This window comes from Streptomyces sp. NPDC002623 (assembly GCF_053592635.1).
Genome location: NZ_JBSFWB010000002.1, coordinates 505,655 through 529,650 on the forward strand (window position 1 = coordinate 505,655; position 23,996 = coordinate 529,650).

At 71.0% G+C, this 23,996-nt stretch carries 24 protein-coding genes; 11 read left to right on the plus strand and 13 right to left on the minus strand.

Annotated features, from left to right (window positions below; translation table 11 throughout):
- Window positions 1–40 precede the first annotated feature (40 nt).
- Window positions 41–748, plus strand: coding sequence for a uridine kinase family protein (locus tag ACWD4O_RS04985; protein ID WP_451277482.1), 708 nt, complete (start codon window positions 41–43; stop codon window positions 746–748).
- A gap of 226 nt (window positions 749–974) precedes the next feature.
- Here ACWD4O_RS04985 and ACWD4O_RS04990 read toward each other — a convergent pair whose 3' ends face one another.
- Window positions 975–1,739, minus strand: a complete 765-nt coding sequence (locus ACWD4O_RS04990; RefSeq protein WP_451277484.1) for a SigE family RNA polymerase sigma factor — start codon at window positions 1,737–1,739, stop codon at window positions 975–977.
- Between the two features lie 487 nt (window positions 1,740–2,226).
- Between ACWD4O_RS04990 and ACWD4O_RS04995 the strand changes: the two genes are divergently transcribed.
- The 6 genes from ACWD4O_RS04995 to ACWD4O_RS05020 all read left to right on the plus strand — a co-directional run bounded on the left by ACWD4O_RS04995 (window position 2,227) and on the right by ACWD4O_RS05020 (window position 7,202).
- The gene (locus ACWD4O_RS04995) at window positions 2,227–3,258 is read left to right on the plus strand and encodes a methyltransferase (protein WP_451277748.1); all 1,032 of its coding nucleotides are present in this window, start codon (window positions 2,227–2,229) and stop codon (window positions 3,256–3,258) included.
- Window positions 3,259–3,295: 37 nt separating this feature from the next.
- Window positions 3,296–3,973, plus strand: a complete 678-nt coding sequence (gene afsQ1 / locus ACWD4O_RS05000) for a two-component system response regulator AfsQ1 (protein WP_351908791.1) — start codon at window positions 3,296–3,298, stop codon at window positions 3,971–3,973.
- Window positions 3,970–5,547, plus strand: a complete 1,578-nt coding sequence (locus ACWD4O_RS05005) for a HAMP domain-containing sensor histidine kinase (protein ID WP_358800937.1) — start codon at window positions 3,970–3,972, stop codon at window positions 5,545–5,547. Before afsQ1 ends, ACWD4O_RS05005 begins: the two co-directional genes overlap by 4 nt.
- 2 nt (window positions 5,548–5,549) lie before the next feature.
- A complete protein-coding gene (locus ACWD4O_RS05010) occupies window positions 5,550–6,176 on the plus strand; it encodes a hypothetical protein (RefSeq protein WP_451277750.1) in 627 nt (208 codons plus the stop codon).
- A gap of 173 nt (window positions 6,177–6,349) precedes the next feature.
- Window positions 6,350–6,901 (plus strand): VanZ family protein, encoded by a 552-nt coding sequence (locus ACWD4O_RS05015; protein WP_351908787.1) that lies wholly within the window; start codon window positions 6,350–6,352, stop codon window positions 6,899–6,901.
- Window positions 6,902–6,998: 97 nt separating this feature from the next.
- Window positions 6,999–7,202, plus strand: coding sequence for a PspC domain-containing protein (locus tag ACWD4O_RS05020; protein WP_190150823.1), 204 nt, complete (start codon window positions 6,999–7,001; stop codon window positions 7,200–7,202).
- 95 nt (window positions 7,203–7,297) lie between these two features.
- Here the strand turns inward: ACWD4O_RS05020 and ACWD4O_RS05025 are convergent, their stop codons facing one another.
- Together ACWD4O_RS05025 and ACWD4O_RS05030 are read right to left on the minus strand one after the other, a co-directional pair.
- A complete protein-coding gene (locus tag ACWD4O_RS05025; protein ID WP_451277487.1) occupies window positions 7,298–7,654 on the minus strand; it encodes an ATP-binding protein in 357 nt (118 codons plus the stop codon).
- A 139-nt stretch (window positions 7,655–7,793) separates the two neighbouring features.
- Window positions 7,794–8,957, minus strand: coding sequence for an adenosine deaminase (locus ACWD4O_RS05030; protein WP_451277489.1), 1,164 nt, complete (start codon window positions 8,955–8,957; stop codon window positions 7,794–7,796).
- Window positions 8,958–9,070: 113 nt separating this feature from the next.
- Between ACWD4O_RS05030 and ACWD4O_RS05035 the strand changes: the two genes are divergently transcribed.
- Entirely contained in the window at window positions 9,071–9,832 is a 762-nt protein-coding gene (locus tag ACWD4O_RS05035; RefSeq protein ID WP_451277491.1) for a prolyl oligopeptidase family serine peptidase, read from the plus strand.
- 33 nt (window positions 9,833–9,865) lie between these two features.
- Here ACWD4O_RS05035 and ACWD4O_RS05040 read toward each other — a convergent pair whose 3' ends face one another.
- Entirely contained in the window at window positions 9,866–10,819 is a 954-nt protein-coding gene (locus tag ACWD4O_RS05040) for a LysR family transcriptional regulator (protein ID WP_451277752.1), read from the minus strand.
- Window positions 10,820–10,882: 63 nt separating this feature from the next.
- On the opposite strand from ACWD4O_RS05040, the gene ACWD4O_RS05045 reads away from it, so the two are divergent.
- From ACWD4O_RS05045 to ACWD4O_RS05055, 3 genes are all read left to right on the plus strand, one after another.
- Window positions 10,883–12,175, plus strand: coding sequence for an MFS transporter (locus tag ACWD4O_RS05045; RefSeq protein WP_451277493.1), 1,293 nt, complete (start codon window positions 10,883–10,885; stop codon window positions 12,173–12,175).
- A gap of 89 nt (window positions 12,176–12,264) precedes the next feature.
- On the plus strand, window positions 12,265–13,386 hold the full coding sequence (gene dnaN, locus ACWD4O_RS05050) for a DNA polymerase III subunit beta (protein ID WP_451277495.1): 1,122 nt from the start codon (window positions 12,265–12,267) through the stop codon (window positions 13,384–13,386).
- A gap of 118 nt (window positions 13,387–13,504) precedes the next feature.
- Complete coding sequence (locus tag ACWD4O_RS05055) at window positions 13,505–14,518, plus strand: sigma-70 family RNA polymerase sigma factor (protein WP_451277497.1); 1,014 nt, start codon at window positions 13,505–13,507, stop codon at window positions 14,516–14,518.
- Here the strand turns inward: ACWD4O_RS05055 and ACWD4O_RS05060 are convergent.
- The 9 genes from ACWD4O_RS05060 to ACWD4O_RS05100 all read right to left on the minus strand — a co-directional run bounded on the left by ACWD4O_RS05060 (window position 14,402) and on the right by ACWD4O_RS05100 (window position 23,972).
- Complete coding sequence (locus ACWD4O_RS05060) at window positions 14,402–14,767, minus strand: STAS domain-containing protein (RefSeq protein WP_451277499.1); 366 nt, start codon at window positions 14,765–14,767, stop codon at window positions 14,402–14,404. The genes ACWD4O_RS05055 and ACWD4O_RS05060 overlap by 117 nt on opposite strands.
- Before the next feature lie 44 nt (window positions 14,768–14,811).
- The gene (locus tag ACWD4O_RS05065; RefSeq protein ID WP_451277501.1) at window positions 14,812–15,405 is read right to left on the minus strand and encodes a Uma2 family endonuclease; all 594 of its coding nucleotides are present in this window, start codon (window positions 15,403–15,405) and stop codon (window positions 14,812–14,814) included.
- Window positions 15,406–15,500: 95 nt separating this feature from the next.
- Window positions 15,501–16,784: a thymidine phosphorylase gene (locus tag ACWD4O_RS05070; RefSeq protein ID WP_451277503.1), complete on the minus strand. Its 1,284-nt coding sequence runs from the start codon at window positions 16,782–16,784 to the stop codon at window positions 15,501–15,503.
- An 80-nt stretch (window positions 16,785–16,864) separates the two neighbouring features.
- The gene (locus ACWD4O_RS05075; RefSeq protein WP_451277505.1) at window positions 16,865–17,275 is read right to left on the minus strand and encodes a cytidine deaminase; all 411 of its coding nucleotides are present in this window, start codon (window positions 17,273–17,275) and stop codon (window positions 16,865–16,867) included.
- The gene (locus tag ACWD4O_RS05080; RefSeq protein WP_451277507.1) at window positions 17,272–18,534 is read right to left on the minus strand and encodes an ABC transporter permease; all 1,263 of its coding nucleotides are present in this window, start codon (window positions 18,532–18,534) and stop codon (window positions 17,272–17,274) included. Before ACWD4O_RS05080 ends, ACWD4O_RS05075 begins: the two co-directional genes overlap by 4 nt.
- Window positions 18,534–19,652 (minus strand): ABC transporter permease, encoded by a 1,119-nt coding sequence (locus ACWD4O_RS05085; protein WP_451277509.1) that lies wholly within the window; start codon window positions 19,650–19,652, stop codon window positions 18,534–18,536. The genes ACWD4O_RS05080 and ACWD4O_RS05085 overlap by 1 nt, the downstream gene beginning before the upstream one ends.
- Complete coding sequence (locus ACWD4O_RS05090) at window positions 19,649–21,349, minus strand: ABC transporter ATP-binding protein (RefSeq protein WP_451277754.1); 1,701 nt, start codon at window positions 21,347–21,349, stop codon at window positions 19,649–19,651. The genes ACWD4O_RS05085 and ACWD4O_RS05090 overlap by 4 nt, the downstream gene beginning before the upstream one ends.
- Window positions 21,350–21,606: 257 nt before the next feature.
- Entirely contained in the window at window positions 21,607–22,659 is a 1,053-nt protein-coding gene (locus ACWD4O_RS05095; protein ID WP_451277511.1) for a BMP family lipoprotein, read from the minus strand.
- 242 nt (window positions 22,660–22,901) lie between these two features.
- Window positions 22,902–23,972 carry a BMP family lipoprotein gene (locus ACWD4O_RS05100; protein WP_451277513.1) on the minus strand — a complete coding sequence of 357 codons (1,071 nt, stop codon included), beginning with the start codon at window positions 23,970–23,972 and terminating at the stop codon, window positions 22,902–22,904.
- Window positions 23,973–23,996: the final 24 nt, after the last annotated feature.

Genomic DNA, 23,996 nt, shown 5'->3' on the forward strand with positions numbered 1-23,996 from the left:
TGCGCAAGGTGATCAGGTCGACACGAAGGGTAGTTGAGGTGTGACGCGCGCATCAAAGCCGACCCGCGGGGTCGTTGACGGGCGGGGGCATGCCTCACACTGGTGTCCCGTGACCTCCCAACCGCCCATACCGACGCGAGTCGTGCTGCTCTGCGGCCCTTCCGGCTCCGGCAAGTCCCTGCTCGCCGCCCGCTCCGGCCTCCCGGTGCTGCGGCTCGACGACTTCTACAAAGAGGGCGACGACCCGACGCTGCCGCAGGTCGCCGGGAGCTCCGACATCGACTGGGACCACCCCGACTCGTGGGACGCGGACACGGCCGTCGCCTCGATCGTGGAGCTGTGCGGCACGGGCCGGACGAACGTTCCCGTGTACGACATCTCGCTCAGCGCCCGCACCGGCGAGGAGGCGATCGACATCGGGCGGACCCCGCTGTTCATCGCGGAGGGCATCTTCGCCGCCGAGATCGTCAACCGCTGCCAGGAGCTGGGCGTCCTGGCCGACGCGCTGTGTCTGAGCCGCGGCCCGGTGAAGACGTTCCGCCGGCGCTTCCTGCGCGATCTGAAGGAGGGCCGCAAGTCGGTCCCCTTCCTGCTGCGTCGGGGCTGGCGGCTGATGCGCGCCGAACGCTCCATCGTGGCCCGCCAGAGCGCGCTCGGCGCGTACGCCTGCGACCGTGACGAGGCGATGGGCCGGCTGGCCGCCGCGGCGGCTGGCCGGCAGTCATCGACGGCGCGCACGGCCGCCTAGGACTCCTCCGGGGCACAAAAAAGCGGGACTGGACGGACCCCCCGGCCCTCCAGTCCCGCTCCCCCGTGTCCCCCCGGGTGGTGCTTCCCCCGTGCTGTGCGGTACCGCTCCCCTGACGTCCCCCGTCGGGCCCCCGGGTACCGCGTCCCCCCTGTTTTCCCCTTTTCCCCTGTTTCCCCCGTTCACCGGCTCCCCTGAGCGGAGCCGGGCCCTTCCCCCGTGACCCTCAGGCGACAAGCTCCCCGAAGGCGTCCTCCTCGTCACGGCCGAAGCTGAGGACCTCGTCCTCGCGCAGCCGGCGGAGCGACCGCCAGATGCTGGACTTCACCGTGCCGACACTGATGTCGAGGATCTCCGCGATCTCCGGGTCGGTGCGGCCCTCGTAGTAGCGCAGGACCAGCATCGTCCGCTGGAGTTCGGGCAGCCGGGCCAGCGCCTGCCACAGGACCGCGCGCAGCTCGGTGCCGCGCATCGCGTCCGTGTCGCCGGGCGTCTCCGGCAGCTCCTCGGTCGGGTACTCGTTCAGCTTGCGGCGGCGCCACGCGCTGATGTGCAGGTTCGTCATCGTCCGGCGGAGGTATCCGCCGACCGCGGCCTTGTCACTGATCCGGTCCCACGCCCGGTAGGTCGAGAACAGCGCGCTCTGCAGCAGGTCCTCGGCCTCGAAGCGGTCACCGGTGAGGTGATAGGCGGTTGCGTACAGGGAGGCGCGGCGCTCCTGGACGTAGGCGGTGAACTCCGCCTCCGTCAGCGAGCGACGCTCCCCCGTGTCCTCCCCGTACGCGGCTCCCCCCGCAGTGCCCATAGCGGCTACCGCCGCGGGCTGCTCCCCCGTGTGAGCGTCGACCACCGTCATGTACCCGGTGTGCTGACGCCCGGCGCCGCGAGCGCACCCCCGCCCGCTCACGGCGCCGGACTTCTCGGAACCCCGGTTCACATCGTGCAGGCGCGTGATCACTGCGCTGGTGCTCATACCGTGCAGCGTGTTCATCTCGCGCCCCCCGTCGTGGACTTGCCGGTGTTCGGTCTCTTGCCCCGTGACCAAAAGATTGCCCGGGCCACTTCATCGCCGTGTCCGCCGACTGTCACAGACCTGTCACAGGGGCCTGTCATCGCGCGACCACAGCTCGTTCACAGCCGTTCGCAGTACGCCGGCCGGCTTGGTCCTCGCAGGTCACCGTGGGACGCTGCCGGGGTGACTCCCGGCATGACGACTCCCGGCATGGTGCTGTTCGACTCCCGCCTCCGCGCTTCGACGCGGACGCGGTAGCGGCCACCCTTCCTCCCGACCTCACGCGCCCCGCCCGTATGCGGCGTCCGGGCGCCGGTCGGGCCTGCTCGATCCCGGCTCGCCGCTCCCCGTCCTTCGTCGAAGTGCCCTTCGTGTCCTGGCACTCACGACCACGAGGAGTACGCACGTGGAGTCCCACCCCACCCCGATCCCGACCGACGCCGTCGTCGTCGACGCCGACGACCGGATGCGCGCCGCCACCGCCCACCGCCTCGCCCTGGAGGGCACGTCCCTGCTGTGGCGGGGCGACTTCCAGGGCGCCCGTCAGCTGCTGCGGGCGATGGACCGCCGGATCGGCGGCGGCCCCACCTCTCCCGACCCCGCGCAGGCCTACCGGCTGCACCGGCGCTCGCGCGCCCACCGCGCCCGCGTCCTGGACCGGCTGCTGGTCGAACTGACCGCCGAGCACACGGTGGCCCTGCGCCGGGCCCCCGACGTCCGGGCGGCCTGCCGTGCGGCCTACGGTCCGCCCGTCGGCGCGCGCCTGGTCCCGCTGCGGGAGCTGCTCGGGGTGATCGGCGCCCACCAGTGGCGGCTGAAGGGCGTCGAGGTCCCGGCCCTGGGCGCCCGCGTCCACCCGCACTACGGCGTCTTCGCACCGACCAGGAGCGAGTACGTCGACCTCGTGGCGCAGGCTCCCCTGCCGCCGGCGGTCCTGCGCGACCCCGCCGCGGCCACCGCGTTCGACCTGGGCACCGGTACCGGCGTCCTCGCGGCGGTGCTGGCCCGCCGGGGCGTCGGCCGGATCGTCGGCACGGACGCCGGTCCGCGGGCGCTGGTCTGCGCGGCGGACAACGCCCGCCGGCTGGGCCTGGACGGGCGGATCGAGGTGACCGGGCCCTGCCTCTACCCGGATCGCGGCGGCCGGGCCGATCTCGTCGTCTGCAACCCGCCGTGGCTGCCCGGGCGGCCGACCGCGGAGATCGAACTGGGGGTCTACGACGAGGACGGCAGGATGCTGCGAGGGTTCCTGGGAGGTCTCGTGGAGCACCTGCGGCCGGGCGGCGAGGGCTGGCTGGTGCTGTCCGACCTGGCCGAGCACCTCGGTCTGCGGACCCGTGACGAGCTGCTCGGACTCGTCGAAACCGCTGGTCTGCGCGTTGCGGACCGGATCGATGTACGACCCAGGCACATGCGTTCGAAAGACGCCTCCGACCCGTTGTTCGCGGCCCGTGCCGCGGAAACCGTCTCCCTCTGGCGCCTGAGCCCCGCCCCATAGGTCGAACGACAGGCCCCTCATGGGCCAGAATGAGCCCGTGCCTTCCCTGTTGCTGATCGAGGACGACGACGCCATCCGTACGGCCCTGGAGCTCTCACTGACGCGCCAGGGGCACCGGGTGGCGACCGCTGCGAGCGGTGAGGACGGTCTGAAGCTGCTGCGCGAGCAGCGGCCGGATCTGATCGTGCTGGACGTCATGCTGCCCGGCATCGACGGTTTCGAGGTGTGCCGGCGCATCCGGCGCACCGACCAGCTGCCGATCATTCTCCTCACCGCCCGCAGCGACGACATCGACGTGGTCGTCGGGCTGGAGTCCGGCGCCGACGACTACGTCGTCAAACCTGTGCAGGGGCGGGTGCTGGACGCCCGTATCCGGGCCGTGCTGCGGCGTGGTGAGCGTGAGTCGAACGACTCGGCGAGCTTCGGCAGCCTCGTCATCGACCGTGCCGCGATGACGGTGACGAAGAACGGCGAGGACCTCCAGCTCACCCCGACCGAGCTGCGGCTGCTGCTCGAACTGAGCCGGCGGCCGGGGCAGGCGCTGTCCCGTCAGCAGTTGCTGCGGCTGGTGTGGGAGCACGACTACCTGGGCGACTCACGGCTGGTGGACGCGTGTGTCCAGCGGCTGCGGGCCAAGGTGGAGGACGTTCCGTCGTCCCCGGTCCTGATCCGTACCGTGCGTGGTGTGGGCTACCGCCTGGACGCCCCTCAGTGACTGAGGCTCGAGGGGGGCTCCGCGGCTGGTCCGCGGTGCGCAAGGGAAGACTGTCGAGACTGCGGCTCACCAGCCTGCGGCTGCGGCTCGTGGTCGTGTTCGGGGCGGTGGCGCTGACGGCCGCCGTGTCCGCGTCCGGCATCGCGTACTGGCTCAACCGCGAGGCCGTGCTGACCCGTACCCAGGGCGCGGTGCTGCGGGACTTCGAGCAGGAGATGCAGAACCGGGCGGGTTCGCTGCCCGAGCATCCCTCGCAGGACGAGCTCCAGCACACCGCCGGGCAGATGGCCAACAGCAGCCAGCGCTTCAGCGTGCTCCTGGTGGGCTCGGACTCGACCGGCAAGACCGTGTACGGCAACTCGGGCGGGCTGAACGGGTTCTCGCTGGACGACGTGCCCAAGTCGCTGCGGACGGCCGTCAACAAGGAGCAGGACGTCACCGGCGGCAACAAGTCGCCGTACCACCTGTACTGGCAGCGGGTCGTCGACCACGGGACGCCGTATCTGGTGGCCGGGACGAAGGTGATCGGGGGCGGGCCGACCGGGTACATGCGCAAGTCGCTGGAGCCGGAGGCCAAGGACCTCAACTCGCTGGCCTGGTCGCTGGGGATCGCCACCGCCCTCGCGCTGATCGGCGCCGCGCTGCTCGCGCAGGCCGCCGCCACGACCGTCCTGAAGCCGGTGCACCGGCTGGGCGTCGCGGCGCGGCGGCTCGGCGAGGGGAAGCTCGACACCCGGCTGCGGGTCTCCGGCACGGACGAACTCGCCGATCTGGCACGGACGTTCAACGGGACGGCCGAGGCACTGGAGAAGCGGGTCGACGACATGGCCGCCCGTGAGAGCGCCTCGCGCCGGTTCGTCGCCGACATGTCGCACGAGCTGCGCACCCCGCTCACCGCCATCACCACCGTCGCGGAGGTGCTGGAGGAGGAGCTGGACGCCGAGTCGGGCAGCATAGACCCGATGATCGAGCCCGCGGTACGGCTCGTGGTGAGCGAGACGCGTCGGCTCAACGACCTCGTCGAGAACCTGATGGAGGTCACCCGCTTCGACGCGGGCACCGCACGGCTGGTCCTGGACGACGTCGACGTCGCCGACCAGATCACCCACTGCATGGACGCGCGCGCCTGGCTGGACTCGGTCGACCTGGACGCCGCCCGCGGCATCCACGCGCTGCTCGACCCGCGTCGGCTGGACGTCATCCTCGCCAACCTGATCGGCAACGCGCTCAAGCACGGCGGGTCGCCGGTGCGGGTGTCGGTGTCCGAGGCGGACGACTCGGTCGTCATCTCCGTGCGGGACCACGGGCCCGGCATCCCCGAGGAGGTGCTGCCGCACGTCTTCGACCGGTTCTACAAGGCGAGCGCCTCCCGGCCGCGTTCCGAGGGCAGCGGGCTGGGCCTGTCCATCGCCCTGGAGAACGCCCACATCCACGGCGGCGAGATCACCGCCGCCAACGACCCGGAGGGCGGCGCGGTGTTCACCCTGCGGCTGCCCCGGGACGCCTCCGAGCTGGCGGAACAGAGCGGCGAGCAGGGCAGGACGGCCGTGCCGGACAAGGGGGACGCATCGTGACCATGGGCCGTGCAGCGCTGCGACGGCTGCTCGCCGTGCCCGTGCTGGCCGGGCTGGCCGGGCTGCTCGGCGGCTGCGGCATCCGGGCCACCGAGGTGCCGACCGACTTCGGGCCGGCGCCGTCCCGGGTGCGCTGCTCGCTCCCCGAGCCGGACATCACCTCGCAGGCCGCACGCGCGGGCGTGCCGGTGCAGGTGTTCCTGCTGTGCGGTTCGTCGCTGGTGGCCGTGGACCGGTCCGTGCGGGTGCCGGACGGCGCGGCGGACTCCGAGCGGCGGGTGGTGGTGGCGCAGGGCCTGCTCGACCAGCTCGCCGAGTCGCCGTCGGCGGCCGAGAAGGAGGCCGGGTACACGACGGACGTGCGCGGCGGGATGTCGGTGAGCGGGCCGCGCCCGCGGGACCCGGACGACGCGCTGCGGCTGAGCACCTCGCCCGGGGACCTGACCTCGTTCGCCCTCGCCCAGGTCGTCTGCACGTTCTCCGACTCGGCGGCGGCCGAGGGCGACGGCTCGGTGGTGCTGGGCGGTCCCGGCTCCGATCCGCTGCGCCGCTACGCGTGCACCGACGAGGTCCGCTCCCGCCCCGGCAGCGCGGAGCCCCCGTCGTCGGCGGTCACGGACGGCGGCTGAGCCGCTCCGCGAAGACGTCGTGTGGCGGACGCCTCATGGTGTGCCGGGCGCAGGTCGTCGTCGCAGGTCACCGTCTGTCGAGGGGCGGCGGCGGGCGGGCCGGACCTGGGGCGCCCGCCGGTCCGGGGCGGTGAGCCGGAACCGATCGTGCCGGGGGGCGCGTCTTGGGGGGCGTGCAGCGTCAAGGCTCCATCGGCGGCAGCGCCGCGATCCGCATCCGCGCGACCGGGATTCTCCTCCTGGCCGCCCACCTCGTGTTCGTCGCCTGGGTCACGCTGCGCCCGCTGAACGTTCCCTGGGTGATGCCCGCCAATCTGCACCCGTTCGACGGGATCCGCGCCGATCTGCGGCTGGGCTGGCCCGAGGCGGCCCGGCGGATCGGTGCGGGCCTCGGGCTGCTCGCCCCGCTGGGCGTCCTGCTGCCGCTGGTGCACGGCCGGCTCCGGGTCTCGCCGCTCGCCTCCCTGATCCGTACCGTCACGGCGGGCGCGCTGCTGTCGCTGGGCATCGAGCTGCTGCAGACCGGGGTGCCCGGTCAGGTCGTGGACGTCGACTCGATGCTGCTGAACACCGTGGGGGTGGCCCTCGCGCACGTCGCGGTGGTGCCGGCGCTCCGCGCGCGGCTGCGCCGCAGGGACGAGCGCCGGGCGCCTGCCGCGGTCCGTCAGGAGGAGGCGGCTCAGGGTCGGACCCCGAGGATTCCCAGGGTCGGCATCGCACCATAGAGCGACGCTTCGTCCCCTTCGTCTCCGTAGCGTTGAAGGCAGATGGAGGACGGCCGCAGGGGCCGCCTTCGACCTGACGCTCAAGAAGGAGCCGCAGATGTCCAGCCTCGCCCGCCCCACCAACGGCCGCATGATCGGCGGAGTGTGCGCCGCGCTGGCCCGGCGCTTCGGCACCTCCGCGACCACGATGCGCGTGATCTTCCTGCTCTCGTGTCTGCTGCCCGGCCCGCAGTTCCTGCTCTACATAGCGCTGTGGGTGCTGCTGCCCTCGGAGGACAAGGCGGCCCGCACGGCCTGGTGACGACCTGAGCCCGCCCGTGCACAACGCCGTTGGGGCGCACCCGGTGCTTTTCGGGTGCGCCCCAACGGCGTTGTGCGTGACGCGTGCTGCGCCGCTCAGCCCAGCGGGATGCCGTTGATCGGCAGGCCGTGCGTGGGCAGGCCCTGCAGCGGCAGGCCGCCGAGGAGTCCGGCGACGGGCGCGGTCGGGCTCCCGGCGAGCACCTTCTCGGCGACCGGCTGGGCGGCGGCCAGGCCCGCGCCGAGCGCCGGCTGGGCCTGCGTCAGGGCCTGACCGGCGGCGCCGGGCAGCGCCTGGGCCACGGTCTCCGCCGGCAGCGTCTTGGTGATGCCGTCCAGGGCCTGCGTGGCGTCCGGAACGGCAGGGGCGGCGTTCGCGGCGCCCGCGCCGACGGCGGCGAAGGCGGCACCGAGAGCGGCGACACCGAGGGTCTTGGCAGCAGACTGCTTCATGATGAATGCGTCCTCGAATGGGATACGGGGAACAGAGCGGTTCTCGACCGTAAACACGAGGAGGGGCCGACGGCAAACATCGAAATGCGGACGATTGGTGAACACCCGCCCGCATTCCGTGCCCTTCCACGCTCGGCCGTCAGTCCTCCGAGGCCACAGAACCGCTGGTGGAGACGGTCTGCTGGAACAGCCATTCGGACTTCAGCTCGGCATATCCGGGCTTGATCACGTCATTGATCATGGCCAGTCGTTCATCGAAAGGAATGAATGCTGACTTCATAGCATTGACCGAGAACCACTGCAGATCGTCGAGCGTGTAACCGAATGCGTCGACAAGGTGCTCGAATTCCCGGCTCATGGCGGTGCCGGACATCAGCCGGTTGTCGGTGTTGACGGTGGCCCGGAAGTGGAGCCGGCGCAGCAGCCCGATGGGGTGCTCGGCGTAGGAGGCGGCCGCTCCGGTCTGGAGGTTGGAGGACGGGCACAGCTCCAGCGGGATGCGCTTGTCGCGGACATAGGAGGCGAGCCGGCCGAGGGTGACGGTGCCGTCGGCGGCGACCTCGATGTCGTCGATGATGCGCACGCCGTGTCCGAGCCGGTCGGCGCCGCACCACTGGAGGGCCTGCCAGATGGACGGCAGCCCGAAGGCCTCGCCGGCGTGGATCGTGAAGTGGTTGTTCTCGCGCTTCAGGTACTCGAAGGCGTCGAGGTGCCGGGTGGGCGGGAAGCCGGCCTCCGCGCCCGCGATGTCGAAGCCGACGACGCCCAGATCCCGGTAGCGGTTGGCGAGTTCGGCGATCTCCAGCGAGCGGGCCGCATGCCGCATCGCGGTGAGCAGGGCGCCGACGCGGATGCGGTGGCCGTTCTCGCGCGCCGTCCGCTCGCCGTCCCGGAAGCCCTCGTTGACGGCCTCGACGACCTGTTCGAGGGTCAGCCCGCCTTCCAGGTGCTGCTCGGGCGCGTAGCGCACCTCGGCGTAGACGACGCCGTCCTCGGCGAGGTCCTCGGCGCACTCGCGGGCGACCCGGACGAGCGCCTCGCGGGTCTGCATGACGCCGACGGTGTGCGAGAACGTCTCCAAGTACCGTTCCAGGGAACCGGAGTCGGCGGCCTCCCGGAACCAGACGCCGAGCTTGTCGGGGTCGGTTTCGGGGAGTTGGGCGTACCCGGTCTCCCGGGCGAGGTCGACGATCGTGCCGGGGCGCAGCCCGCCGTCGAGATGGTCGTGCAGCAGAACCTTGGGCGCCCGCCGGATCTGGTCCGAACTCGGGATGATGCCCGCCTGGATGCTCTGGCTCGTCATTTCCGCACTCTAACTCCTACGCGCGTAGACGGCGCGTTGTACAACTCCGCCGATACGTAACGGTGACCGTGCGGACGGGTGGAGTACACCGGTGCTTCTGACACTGTTCTGTCATGGGACAGGAAGTGACGCCGGTTCGAACGGCCCGGCTGGGAAGGGCGCTCGGCCCGGAGCCGACGGCGGTGAGCGGGGTGGTGCTGCTGCTCCCGGGCGGCGAGGAGACCTCCGATCGCAGACCGTCCCCCCTCTGGGCGGCCGCCTCCGTCCGGGGCCTGGGGCGCAAGCTCGCCCGGGCCGGACACGAGGAGGGCCTGGCCGTGCACGCCGTGCACTACCGCTCCCGCGGCTGGAACGGCAGCGAGGCGCAGCTCGCCACCGACGCGGCCTGGGCGGCCGACGAGGCCGTACGGCGGTACGGGGACGTTCCGGTGTGTCTGGCCGGCGTCGACATGGGTGCGCGGGCCGCGCTGCACTCGGGCGGCCACGAGGCCGTCAACTCCGTGCTGGCGATCGCTCCCTGGCTGCCGGAGGAGGACATGGCGGCCCCACCCGAACCGGTGAAGCAGTTGGCGGGACGGCGGGTGCTGATCGTGCACGGCACGAACGACGAGCGGTGCGACCCCGAACTGTCGTTCCGGCTCGCGGCGCGCGCGAAGAAGGCGAACCGGGAGGTGTGTCGGTTCGAGGTGCACACGGACGGGCACGGTTTACACCAGTACCGGGCGGAAGTGCTGGCGCTGGCCGAGGACTTCGTGATGGGCGTGCTGTTCGGGCGGACGTTCGCCCGCCCGCTCGAGGACGCGCTGGCGGCTCCGCCGCCGTTGGGGTTGCGGATGCCGCTGGCCGTGGGGTTCGGCCGGTCGTTGCGACGGTGAGGCGACGGAGCGGGCCCCCTGGCGGAGCTGCCCTCAGGTCGCCAGCACGTTGCCCCTTCTCGACAGCAGGAACTTCTTGAAGGCCGCCACCGGCGGGGTGTCCGGGTGGCCGTCCAGCCAGGCCACGCCGATCTCCCGGGCCGCTCTCGGGGAGGTGACCGTCAGCTCCACCACTCCCGGACGGGCCACCGCGGGCGGCGGGAGGAGCGCTACGCCCAGGCCCGCCGCCACCAGGCCCCGCAGCGTTTCCGCCTCCTCGCCCTCGAAGGCCACCTTCGGGCGGAAACCGGCCTCCTTGCACAGGTCGTCGGTGATGCGGCGCAGACCGTAGCCGGGTTCCAGGGTCACGAAGGCCTCGTCGGCGGCCTCGGCCAGACGGACTCGTCTGCGGGCGGCGAGACGGTGGTCGGCCGGGACGACCAGACGGAGTTTCTGCTCGTCGAGACGGCGGGCGACCAGGTCGGGGGCGTCCGGGACCGGGGAGGTCAGACAGAGGTCCAGTTCCCCGGCGCGGAGGCGTTCGATCATCGCCTCGCCGTAGTTCTGGACGAGGCTGAACCGGACGCGCGGATGGTCGGCGCGGAAGGCGTGGATCAGGCCGGGGACGGTCTCGGCGCCCATGGTGTGCAGAAAGCCGAACGCGACCTTGCCGGTGGCCGCGTCGGCGTCCGCACGGACCTCGTCGGCGGCCTTCTCGATCTCCGCGAGGGCGCGATCGACCGAGGTGAGGAAGGTACGGCCGGCGGGGGTCAGCGAGACCGTGCGGCCTCGGCGGGCGAACAGGTCGACGCCCAGGTCCTGTTCGAGGCGGACCATCGCCCGGGAGAGCGTCGACTGCGGGACCTGCATCTCCTGCGCCGCCCGTGTCACGTGCTCGGTGCGGGCCACTCCGGCGAAGTAGGCGAGCCGGGGCGCCAGCTTCATCACCATGTCTTCTGTGTCACTGGACGGTGACAGGCGGGCCTCTGACCTCTGTTGATGCACAATGGGAACGATTATGCCGAGTCCGTGCATTGGACGGATGAACCGGAGCGTACGTAGTTTCGAGGCATGTCTCCCGCCAGTACCGGGGCGTCCACGATCGTGGGCGCCGTCCCGTCCCTCCCCTCCGTCCCCGCCGTCTCCGTCCCCGCCGCCGACTCGCGTATGACTCCGGGCGGCCCCGGCTACCGTCGGATGAGCTTCGCGCTCTTCCTCGCCGGTGTGGCGACCTTCGCCCTGCTGTACTCCACGCAGGCGCTGCTGCCGCTGATCTCCGGCGACTTCGGGGTGGCGGCGAGCCAGGCGAGCTGGACGGTGGCGGCGGCGACCGGCGGACTGGCGCTGTTCGTCCTGCCGATGAGCGCCCTGTCGGAGCGCTACGGCCGTCGTTCGGTGATGACGGCCTCGCTGGGCGTCGCGGTGGGCGTGGGCCTGCTGGTTCCCTTCGCGCCGTCGCTGGGCGCGCTGGTCGTGCTGCGGGCGGTGCAGGGCGCGGCGCTGGCCGGGCTGCCGGCCTCGGCGACCGCGTATCTCGCGGAGGAGGTCCGGCCCAAGGCGCTGGTCACCGCGATCGGTCTGTTCGTGGCGGGCAACAGCGTCGGCGGGATGAGCGGCCGGGTCATCACCGGCTGGGTCGCGCAGGAGTGGGGCTGGCGGGTCGCGGTGGGCGCGATCGGCGTGCTGGCGGTGGCCTGCGCGATCGCCTTCCGGCTGCTGCTCCCCGCGCCGCGGCACTTCAAGACGGGTTCACTCGCGCCCCGGGTGCTGGTCCGTACGGTCCGCGCGCACCTCGCCGACCCGCTGCTGTGCCGGCTGTACGCGATCGGCGCGCTGTTCATGACCGTCTTCGGCGGCGTGTACACGGTCATCGGCTACCGGCTGACGGAGGCCCCGTTCTCCCTCCCGCAGGGCATCGTCGGCTCGATCTTCCTGGTGTACCTGGTGGGCACGGTGTCGGCCTCGACGGCGGGCCGGCTGGTCGGCCGGCTCGGCCGGCGCGGGGCGCTGTATCTGGCGGGCGGTACGACCGCCGCGGGCCTGCTGGTGTCGCTGGCGGACTCGCTGGTGCCGGTGCTGCTGGGCCTGGTGCTCATCACCGCGGGCTTCTTCGCGGGCCACGCGGTGGCGTCCTCGGCGGTCAGCAGGACGGCGACGACCGGTCGCGCCCAGGCCTCCGCGCTCTACCAGTCCGCGTACTACATCGGCGCCAGCGCCGGTTCCACGGTCGGGGCGATCGCCTTCCACGCGGGCGGCTGGGCCGGCACGGTCGGCGTGGGCGTCCTGGCGGTGCTCGGCGTCGTGACGATCACGGTGTTCGGGACCCGGGCGGCCCGTCGCCGGACCCTGGTCGCCGCTCACTGAGTTGTCCGGGTTCCCCCTGCTCAGGGCCGGTTGTCAGTGGTCGCGGATAGCCTCCGCGACCACAACTGGTTCTGGCAGGGGGCTCATCCATGGAATTCCGGATCGATCGCGGTGACCTGGTCGAGGCGGTGGCCTGGGCGGCCCGCGCGCTGCCCGCCCGTACACCGGTGCCCGTCCTGGGCGGGCTGCTGCTGGACGCGGCGGCGGGGCGGCTGAGCGTGGCGGGGTTCGACTTCGAGACGGCGGCGCGGATCGAGACGGACGCCGAGACGGTCGTCGAGGGCCGGGTGCTCGTCCTCGGGCGGCGGCTGCTCGACATCTGCAAGGTGCTGCCGGACGGGCCGGTGAGCTGCCGCCTGGACGGGACGCGGTTCACCGTCGAGGCGGGCGGCGCCGGCTTCGGCCTGTCGACCCTCCCGCTCGAGGAGTACCCCACCCCGCCCGCGCCGCCCGAGCCGTACGGCACCGTGGACGCGGCCGCGTTCGCGACCGCCGTCGCCCAGGTCGCGGTGGCGGCGGGCCGGGACGACACCCTGCCGGTGCTGACCGGCGTCCAACTGCGTCTGGACGGCGACGAGATGACGTTGTCGGCGTCGGACCGGTACCGGTATGCGGTGCGGCGGCTGGGGTGGAAGGCGGAGGCGGAGGCGGCTGCCGGGGGTGTGGTGGAGGCGCTCGTGCCGGCCCGGCGGCTGCTGGACGTGGCCCGGTCGCTGGCGAGGTGCGGGGTGGTGCGGGTCGGGCTCGACGGGGCCTCGGGGAGCGGGCCGATCGGGTTCGAGGGCGGGCGGATGCGGTCGACAGTGCGGCCGCTGGACGGGCGGCTGCCGGCCTACGGGAAGCTGTTCGACATGGCGGGGGCGGCGGTCGCCGAGGTGGAGTGCGGGGCGCTGACGGAGGCCGTGCGCCGGGTCGCGGTGGTGGCGGAGGCGAACAGTCCGGTACGGCTGGACTTCTCGGCGGAGTCGGTCCTGCTGCGCGCCGGGTACGGCGACGACGTGGCCGCGCAGCGGCTGCCCGCCGTGCTGACCGGGGCCGAGGAGGTGACCGTGGCGTTCAACCCGGCGTATCTGCTCGACGCGCTGGCCTCCTTCGAGACGTCGACGCTGCGGGTGGAGCTGCTGGGGACGGGGCAGCGGGCGCTGCTGGGTGCGGCGGACGCGCCCGAGGCCTGTCGGCATCTGCTGATGTCCGTCAAGCAGTTGGTGTGAGAGCACCTCTGACCTGGGCTTTCGTCGACTCGGCGGGCCATTGTCAGTGGGCTGCGGTAGCTTCCGAAGTGCTGGGCGCAAAGGCGCGTGACAGAACGGCCACAGGGGTGGGTGGACGATGAGCAACACCACGGCGACGACGGAGATCGACGTCGCACTGGAGAAGCACCGGACCGAGCTGACCGGCTACTGCTATCGGATGCTCGGCTCGTCCTTCGAGGCGGAGGACGCGGTGCAGGACACCCTGGTGCGGGCCTGGCGGAGCTACGACAAGTTCGAGGGCCGTTCCAGCCTGCGCTCGTGGCTGTACCGGATCGCGACGAACGTGTGTCTGGACATGCTGACGGCCGGCAACAAGCGGGCCAGACCGATGGACCTGTCCGAGGCCACCCCGCTCGCCCGGGCGGCGCTCTCCCCCCGTCCCGACAACACCTGGCTGGAACCGATGCCCGACGCCCGTGTGCTGCCGACGGTGGAGGACCCGGCCGAGGCGGCGATCGCCAAGGAGTCGGTGCGCCTCGCGTTCATGGCCGCGCTGCAGCAGCTCCCGCCCAAGCAGCGGGCGGTGCTGATCCTGCGGGAGGTGCTGGCCTGGAAGGCGAGCGAGGTCGCCGAACTGCTCGACACCTCGGTCGCCTCGGTCAACAGCGCGCTCCAGCGGGCCCGGGCGACGCTCGCCGAGCGGGAGGCCGCCGGCGCGGACGCGGCGGTGTCGGACCCGCTGGACGAAGAGCAGCAGAAGCTCCTCGAACGCTATGTGGCGGCCTTCGAGGGCTACGACATGACGGCGCTGACGGCCCTCCTCCACGAGGACGCCATCATGACGATGCCGCCGTTCGACCTGTGGCTGACGGGGCACGACGACATCACGGGCTTCATGACCACGATCGGCTCGGCCTGCGAGGGGTCGCGGCTGCTGCCGGTCCAGGTCAACGGGCTGCCGGGCTTCGCGCAGTACAAGCCGGACCCGGAGAAGGGCGGGTTCAGCCCGTGGGCGATCCAGGTCCTGGAGATCTCAGACGGCCGCCTCACCGGGTTCCACTTCTATCTCGACACCCAGCGCTGGTTCCCCCTCTTCGGTCTCCCCCTCCACCTCGAAGCGGAGGCCGACGAGGTCGAGCAGGGCGCGTAGGGCGGGCTCGGGGGCCCGCAGCCGGATGTGTCCCCCGGCCCGTCGGGCGGCGAGCTGGAGGCGGGCCAGCAGTTCGACTGCGGCGAGCCCGGGCGGCCCGATGCCGGCCACGTCACACACGACGACCGCGGCGCCTGGGCGAGCTCCGGTGTCCGCCAGCAGCGCCCGTACGTCGTCGGCGAGCCCTGTCACCCGGGTGCGGGTGACAGGGGCGGTCAGGGTGAGCACGGGCGGTGTCTTGGGGTCCACGTGCGGTAGACCCCGGGGCGGGGCTCAACTCATCGGCGGTGTCGCTAGCCGGCCGGGAACTCGCTGGTGTCCAGTTTCAGCCGGAACGGCTCGGGCAGCTCGATCGCGTCGCCGAACTTGCAGGCTCGCAGCACGCGGTAGACGTCCCGCTGCGGCTCTCCATACAGCGTGATGGTGGGGCCACCCGGGGCCCAGCCGTCGATCAGGAGGTAGAGCGGAGCCCCGGATTGGGCATAGCCGGCAGCCTTCTTGATCCGGTCATTGACCGCGTTGGACTTCGAGGTGATCTCAACGATCAGTTCGGCCGCAGATGCCGGAATGTAGTTCTCTTTCCCCGTTCGCAGGACCTCTTTCGGTGCGACCGCGATGTCGGGGATGTAAAGGCCGTCGCGTGACGGGACTGCGGTCCCCAGCGTCTGGTAAATGCCCCACTGCCGCGGGATCACCTGATACAGCTCTCGCGTCACCTGGTCTGCGATGTCGTTGTGGGCGTTGGAAGGCGGTGGTGCCACGGTGACGATCCCCTCGATGATCTCCACCTTGCAGCCCTCGGGCGCGTCCGTCTCCTGCCAGATCCGGACGAGGCCGTCCCACTCGTGGCCGTTGGCCGTCGAGTGGTCGACGGTGAGTGCGCTCATGGCGGTCTCCAATCAGTGCGTCACCGAGTCCAGCATGCCGAACGGGACCGGCGGAGGTCCACCGGTCCCGTTCACCCGAACGAGAGATCCCCTGTTCAGGCGATACGTTCCAGCACCACCGGCGAGGCGGTGAAGGCGGTTCCCGGCGCGTCGATGTCGTAGCAGCCCGCCACCGCCTGGAGCGCGTAGTCGAAGCGTTCCGGGGTGTCGGTGTGCAGGGTCAGCAGGGGCTGGCCCTCCCGCACGGTGTCGCCGGGCTTGGCGTGGAGCTCGACGCCCGCGCCCGCCTGCACCGGGTCCTCCTTGCGGGCGCGGCCCGCGCCGAGCCGCCAGGCGGCGATGCCGATGTCGTAGGCGTCGAGGCGGGTGAGGACGCCGGTGGAGGGCGCCGTCACGACGTGCTGTTCCCTCGCCGTGGGCAGCTGGGCGTCCGGGTCGCCGCCCTGGGCCGCGATCATGCGGCGCCAGACGTCCATCGCCGAGCCGTCGGCCAGGGCCTTCGCCGGGTCGGTGTGCGTCACACCGGCCGCGTCGAGCATCTCGCGGGCGAGCGCGATCGTCAGTTCCACGACGTCCGCCGGGCCGCCGCCGGCCAGCACCTCGACCGACTCGCGGACCTCCAGGGCGTTGCCCGCCGTGAGACCGAGGGGGGTGGACATGTCGGTGAGCAGGGCGACGGTCTTCACGCCGTGGTCGGTGCCGAGGCCGACCATCGTGGCGGCGAGCTCGCGGGCGTCCTCGATGGTCTTCATGAAGGCGCCGGTGCCGACCTTCACGTCCAGGACCAGGGAGCCGGTGCCCTCCGCGATCTTCTTCGACATGATGGAGGAGGCGATCAGCGGGATGGCCTCGACCGTGCCGGTCACGTCCCGTAGGGCGTACAGCTTCTTGTCGGCGGGGGCCAGGCCGTCGCCGGCCGCGCAGATCACCGCGCCGGTGCCGTCCAGCACGGACAGCATCTCCTCGTTGGAGAGCAGGGCGCGCCAGCCGGGGATCGACTCCAGCTTGTCCAGGGTGCCGCCGGTGTGACCGAGGCCGCGGCCCGAGAGCTGGGGCACGGCCGCGCCGCAGGCCGCCACGAGGGGGGCCAGCGGGAGCGTGATCTTGTCGCCGACGCCGCCCGTGGAGTGCTTGTCGGCGGTCGGGCGGGACAGGGCCGAGAAGTCCATCCGCTCGCCGGAGGCGATCATCGCGGCCGTCCAGCGGGCGATCTCGCGGCGGTTCATGCCGTTGAGCAGGACGGCCATGTTCAGGGCGGCCATCTGGTAGTCGGCGACCTCGCCGCGGGTGTACGCGTCGATGACCCAGTCGATCTGCTCGTCGCTGAGCTCACCGCGGTCCCGCTTGGTGCGGATGACGGAGACGGCGTCCATGGCCATGGCTTTCCTTCCGGTGGTGCAGAAAGACGTTTCAGAAACCGCGCGGCCCCTCTGCGCCAGTCAGAGGGGCCGGGCGGGAGTTACCTGAGGTGGTCCGGGCCGAAAGCCTGCGGGAGCATCTCGGAGAGGGGCAGGACCCCCGCCGGCGTCTCCAGCAGCAGCTCCGCGCCGCCGAACTCGTACAGCAGCTGACGGCAGCGGCCGCACGGGACGAGGATCTCGCCGCGGCCGTCCACGCAGGTGAAGTGGGTGAGCCGGCCGCCGCCGGTGTTCTGCAGCTCCGAGACCAGCCCGCACTCGGCGCACAGGCCGAGCCCGTAGGAGGCGTTCTCGACGTTGCAGCCCGACACGATCCGGCCGTCGTCGACCAGGCCCGCCACACCGACCGGGTAGCCGGAGTAGGGGGCGTACGCCCGGGACATGGCGTCCCGGGCCACGGTGCGCAGCTTCTCCCAGTCGACCGTGGCGTCCGCGGCGGCGGGCGGGGTCACTTGCCCTGTCCCTTCCGATAGGGCATGCCGTCCGCCTTGGGCATGCGCAGGGACTGGGCGGAGAGCGACAGCACCAGCAGGGTGACTACGTACGGGGCGGCCGTCACGACCTGGCGCGGGACCTCGTCCGTGCCGACGTACCAGATGAACATCAGGGCCGAGACGGCCGCGGTGATCACGGCGGGGACGTACTTCTTCTGCCACGCCAGGTAGGCCGCGCCGAACACCAGCAGGATCGCGAGCAGCAGGATCAGCGCGTGGACGTTGGTGGTGCCGCCGCGCAGGTTGAGGCTGTCGGTGTAGCCGAACAGGCCCGCGCCGAGGGCGAGGCCGCCCGGCATCCAGTTGCCGAAGATCATCGCCGCGAGGCCGATGTAGCCGCGGCCCGCGGTCTGGCCGTCGAGGTAGACGTTGGAGGCCACGATGGACAGGAACGCGCCGCCGAGGCCGGCGAAGCCGCCGCTGATGATCACGGCGATGTACTTGTACTTGTAGACGTTGACGCCGAGCGACTCGGCGGCGATCGGGTTCTCGCCGCAGGAGCGCAGGCGCAGACCGAACGCGGTGCGCCACAGCACCCACCAGGTGGCCGGGACGAGGGCGACGGCGACGACGGTGAGCGGCGACAGGTCGGTGATCAGACCGCCGACCAGGCCGGCGATGTCGGAGATCAGGAACCAGTGCTTCTCGTTGAGGGTGTCCAGCCAGCCGGACAGTCCTGGGATGTCGAAGGTGCCCAGCGATTCGATCGGCGGGGACTGCTTGGCGGAGCCGCCGTCGGCGTTCTCGAAGGTGAACTTCGACAGGTAGCGGGTGGTGCCCAGGGCCAGGATGTTGATGGCCACACCGGAGACGATGTGGTTCACGTTGAAGGTGACGGTCGCGATGGCGTGCAGGACGGCGCCGAGCGCGCCGCCGATGATCCCGAAGGCGACGCCCGTCCACGGGCCCCACTGGTAGCCGGCCCAGGCGCCGAACCAGGTGCCCAGGATCATCATGCCCTCGAGGCCGATGTTGACGACGCCCGCGCGCTCGGCCCACAGACCGCCGAGACCGGCGAGGCCGATCGGGACGGCGAGGCGCAGCGCGGTGGACATCTGTCCGGTGGAGGTGATGCCGTCCGCGCCGGTGATGAGGCGGACGATCGAGGTCAGTACCAGGACGCCCGCGATGATCAGCAGGAGGACCGGGAGCGAGAAACGGCGGCCGCCCTTGCCGGGCTGCTTCGCCTGCGGCTTGGCCGTGGTCGTGGTGCTCATCAGACCGCCACCTCCTTCTTCGTGTTCTGGGCGGCGGCCGCGAGCTCGGCGCCGACGCGCTTCTGCTGGCGGCGCAGGCCCCACTGGCGTACGGCCTCGTACGAGATGACGACCGCGAAGACGATCAGGCCCTGCATGATCGTGGCGATCTCCTTCTCGTACGCCACCGGGGTCGCGTAGTCGAGGGCGGGAGAGGCCTTGTCGAGGAAGGCGATCAGCAGCGCGGCGAAGGCGATGCCGACCGGGTTGTTGCGGCCGAGCAGCGCGATGGTGATGCCGGTGAAGCCGAGACCCGTCGGGAAGCTCAGGCTGTAGGTGTGCGCGTCGCCGAGCAGCAGGGGCAGGCCGGAGAGGCCCGCGATGCCGCCGGAGATCAGCATGGCGGTGAGGACCATCTTCTTGGCGTTGACGCCGGAGGCGGCGGCGGCCGTCTCGGACTCGCCGGTGGCGCGCAGGTCGAAGCCGAAGCGGGTGCGGTTGAGGACCACCCAGTAGACGATGCCGAGGGCGATGGCGAGGAAGACCAGGCCATAGATCTCGCCGACGTCAGCGCCCAGGTCGATGCCGGGGACCCAGCCGGAGTCCTTCATGACGCCGGTGGTGTTGTTGTTGCCGACCTGCACGCCCCAGATGTTGTCGAGGGTGAGGTAGCCGATGACGCTGGTGGCGATCGCGTTCAGCATGATCGTCGCGACGACCTCGCTGACGCCCCGGGTGACCTTCAGGATGCCCGCGATGCCGGCCCAGAAGGCGCCGGTGAGGACGCCGACCAGGAGCAGCAGCGGGACCTGGAGGAAGCCCGGCAGGGCGATGTTCGCGCCGACGACGGCGGTCATCATGGCGGCGAGGCGGTACTGGCCGTCGACGCCGATGTTGAACAGGTTCATGCGGAAGCCGATGGCGACCGCGAGGGCGGCGATGTAGTACATCGAGGCCTGGTTGACGATCAGGACCTGGACGTCGGAGTAGCCGGCCTGCTCCAGCATGAGCGTGTACGGCTCGATCGGGTTCTTGCCGGAGGCGAGCAGCACGACCGAGGTCAGCAGGATCGCCGCGACGAGCGCGATGACCGGGCCGGCCACCGCCAGGAGCACGCGCTCCCTGTCGAACTTCTTCATCGGGCCTCGTCCTCCGGACCGGCAGCTTCCTCGGTGGTCTCCGCGGCGGTTTCCGCGTCGTCCGCGTGTTCCAGGTGACCGGACGCGGCGCCGGTCATGGCGGAGCCGAGCTCCTCCGGGGTGACGGCGGCCGGGTCGGCGTCCGCGACCAGCCTGCCGTTGTAGATCACGCGCAGGGTGTCCGACAGGCCGATGAGCTCGTCCAGGTCGGCGGAGATCAGCAGCACGGCCAGGCCCTCGCGGCGCGCCTCGCGGATGCGGTCCCAGATCTGGGCCTGTGCGCCGACGTCCACTCCGCGGGTGGGGTGGGCGGCGATCAGGAACTTGGGGTTGTGGCTCATCTCGCGGCCGACGATCAGCTTCTGCTGGTTGCCGCCGGAGAGGGAGGCGGCGGTGACGTCGATGCCGGGGGTGCGGACGTCGAACTCCTCGACGATCCGGCGGGTGTCGGCCTGGGCGCCCTTGGGGTTGAGCCAGAAGCCCTTGGCGTTGGGGGCCTCGGTGACATGGCCGAGGATGCGGTTCTCCCACAGGGGCGCTTCCAGGAGCAGTCCCTGGCGGTGGCGGTCCTCGGGGATGTAGCCGACGCCGGACTCGCGGCGCCTTCGGGTGGGCCAGGGGGTGATGTCCTCGCCGAGGAAGGCGATGGTGCCCGAGTCGGCGTTCTTGGTGCCGATCAGCGCGTCGATCAGCTCGGTCTGGCCGTTGCCCTCGACGCCGGCGATGCCCATGACCTCGCCGGCGTGGATGGTGAAGCTGACGTCGTCGAGGGCCTTCTTGACCTCGCCGCCGAGAGCGACCTCGGGCGAGATCATGCCGCTGACCCCGCCGGCCGTGGGCTCGGCCTCGACGCCCAGGGAGGCGCCGCCGCTCGCGTAGACGGTGAGGTTCGCGACCTGGATGACGGGCTTGTCGGTGACCGTGGACTCGGCGGTCTCCGGGGTGGGCAGCTCGCTGCCGACCATCATCTCGGCGAGCTGACGCGGGGTGGTCTCGGAGGGGACGGCCGTGCCGACGGTCGTGCCGCGCCGGACGACGGTGATGTCGTCGGCGACGGAGAGCACCTCGCCCAGCTTGTGGGAGATGAAGATGACGGACAGGCCCTCGGACTTCAGCTCGCGCAGGTTGTCGAAGAGCGCGTCGACCTCCTGCGGGACGAGCACGGCGGTCGGCTCGTCGAGGATGAGGGTCTTGGCGCCGCGGAAGAGGACCTTGAGGATCTCGATGCGCTGACGCTCGGCGACGCCGAGGTCCTCGACCAGGGCGTCCGGGCGGACGTTCAGGCCGTAGCGGTCGGAGATCTCCTTGATCTTCTTACGGGCGTTGCCGCCGATGCCGTACAGCTTCTCGCTGCCCAGCACCACGTTCTCCAGCACGGTCAGGTTGTCGGCCAGCATGAAGTGCTGGTGGACCATGCCGATGCCGCGCGCGATGGCGTCGGCGGGGCTGGAGAAGCTCACCTGGTCGCCGTCGATCGCGATGGTGCCCTCGTCCGGCTTCTGCATGCCGTAGAGGATCTTCATCAACGTCGACTTGCCGGCGCCGTTCTCGCCGACGAGGGCGTGCACCGTGCCTTTTCGGACAGCGAGGTGGATGTCGTGGTTGGCGACGACACCGGGGAAGCGCTTGGTGATCCCCGTCAGCTCTACCGCGATCGTCGACTGTGCGGTGAGCGGAGGGCTGCTGGACGCGTCGATGGCGCACTCTCCTTGGGAAAGGGGCCGCTCTACGCGCGTAGCGCCCCTGCTTTAAATAGTGCCCGGACCTGATCGAACTTGAATGATCTTGATAGCCGTCGAGCGGGCATCCCGATCAAGTCACGATCCGTTCCGAGCATTCTGCCGCGCGAACGGGGCGCGGGGAGGACATCCTTCCCGCGCCCGGTTCCGTGGCCGTAACGCTGCCATTACAGCGCTTCTTCAGCCAAGGCCTGTGACAGCCTTCGACCGAGGGGTCAGGAGGTCTTCACCGTGATGGTGCCGTCCTTGATGCCCGCTTCGGCCTTCTTGATCGCGGCCTGGATGTCGGCGTTGTTCGCGAAGGCCGGGTTCGAGTTCGACACGCTCACGCCGCCGTTGTCGAGGGAGCCGCGGATGATGCCGGTCTCCGGCTTGCCGTCCTTGACGGACTTGGCCAGCGTGTAGACCGCGCCCTCGACGTTCTTCATGGCCGAGGTCAGGATCGAGTCCTTGTACGCCTTCAGCGCGTCCTGCTTGTACTGGTCGGAGTCGACGCCGATCGCCCACACCTTGTTGGCGTTGGCGGCCTTGATGACGCCCTGGCCGGACAGACCCGCGGCGGCGTAGACGACGTCCGCACCGGCGTCGATCTGGCCCTCGGCGGCGCTCTCGCCCTTGTCCGGGCTGGAGAAGCCACCCTCGGCGGCGGTCTCGGTCAGGTACTGCGACTTGACCGTGACGCCCTTCTTGGTGTCCTCGACGCCCTGCTTGAAGCCGGCCTCGAACTTGTGGATCAGCGGAACGTCCACGCCGCCGACGAAGCCGACGGTGTTGGTCTTGGTGGCCTTGGCGGCGGCGACGCCGGCGAGGTAGGAGGCCTGCTCCTCGTGGAAGACGAGGTCGGCGACGTTGTCGGCCTTGATCTGCTCGTCGTCGACGATGCCGAAGGTGGTCTTCGGGTACTTGGCCGCGACCTCCTTGACGGCCGGCGCGTAGGCGAAGCCGACGCCGATCACCGGGTTGTAGCCCTGCTTGGCGAGGCTCTCCAGGCGCTGCACCTTGTCGGCGTCCGACTCGCCGTCCTGCGGCTCGACGGCGGTGGACTTGTAGCCGAACTCGGCGTCGGCCTTGTCCAGGCCCGCCGTCGCGGCATCGTTGAAGGACTGGTCGCCCTTGCCGCCGACGTCGTACGCGAGCGCGAGGCCCAGGTTCTTGTCGCTGCTGTCAGAGGAAGAGGACGACGTGGACGAGCTTCCACAAGCGGAAACGGTCACGGCGAGGGCTGCGGTGGCAACACCCGCAACCGCGATTCGGGACACCCGGCGCATGGAACGAGACTCCTTTGTGCAAGCGCCCAAACCAGGCGCTGGTTCCGCCGCAGCGTAACGCGCGTAGACCAGACGGAAAAACCCTTCTGTCCGGTCCGTTACCGAGCTGTGGCCACAGATGGAGCCAAGGTTACGGACAGCCGAACGCCCCTTGCGGGAAGCAAGGGGCGCATGGGCTGCGAGGACGCCCGTAAGGGCGTAGCAAGTGGCGGGTGGGGCGGGCTGGGGCCGGTTTCCGGTCGTTACTTGGTGTTGACCGTGATCGTGCCGTCGATGATGGCCTTCTTGGCCTTGTCGACGGCCGCGACGACGTCCGTCATCGCCTTGTACTTCGGGTTGGTGTCGGCGAAGCCGACGCCTTCGTTGGAGAGGCTGCCGCGGACCACGCCGGACAGCGGCTTGCCGTCGACGACGGACTTCACGAGGTCGTAGACCGCGCCGCCGACGTTCTTCAGCGCCGAGCCGAGGATGTAGTCCTTGTAGGCCGCCAGCGCGCTCTGGCTGTACTGGTCGGAGTCGACGCCGATGGCCCACACCTTCTTGGCCGCGGCCTCGGTGATGACGCCCTGACCGGACAGGCCGGCCGCGTGGTAGATGACGTCGGCGCCCGCCTCGATCTGGCCGCTCGCCGCGGTCTTGCCCTTGTCGGGGCTGGAGAAGCCGCCTTCCTGGGCCGTCTCCGTCAGGTACTGCGACTCGATCTTGATGTTCGGGTTGATCGACTTGGCGCCCTGGATGTAGCCGGCCTCGAACTTGTGGATCAGCGGGATGTCCACGCCGCCGATGAAGCCGATGTGCGCCTTCTTGGAGACCTTGGCGGCGGCGACGCCGGCCAGGTAGGAGGCCTGCTCCTCGTGGAAGACCATGTCGGCGACGTTCTTGGCCTGCACCTGCTCGTCGTCGATGATCCCGAAGGTGATGTTCGGGAACTTGGCGGCGGCCTCCTTGACGGCCGGCGCGTAGGCGAAGCCGACGCCGATCACCGGGTTGTAGCCGGCCTGGGCGAGCTGGCTCAGCCGCTGCACCTTGTCCGCGTCGGACTCGCCGTCCTGCGGCTCGACGTCCTGGCCGCCGATCTTGAATTCCTTCTGGGCCTTCTCGAAACCGGCGTAGGCGGCGTCGTTGAACGACTGGTCGCCCTTGCCGCCGATGTCGTACGCCAGACCGATGCCCTTGCCCGAGTACTTGCCCGACTCGGTGGCCTCGGCCTGGGCGTCGGACTTGGACTTGCCGCAGCCGGCGGCGGCGAGAGCGACGACCGCGACGGTCACCGCAGCCCGGGTGAATCTCGTCCTCCGAGATATCAGACGCATTGCAAGCACCCCTTCATCCCCACG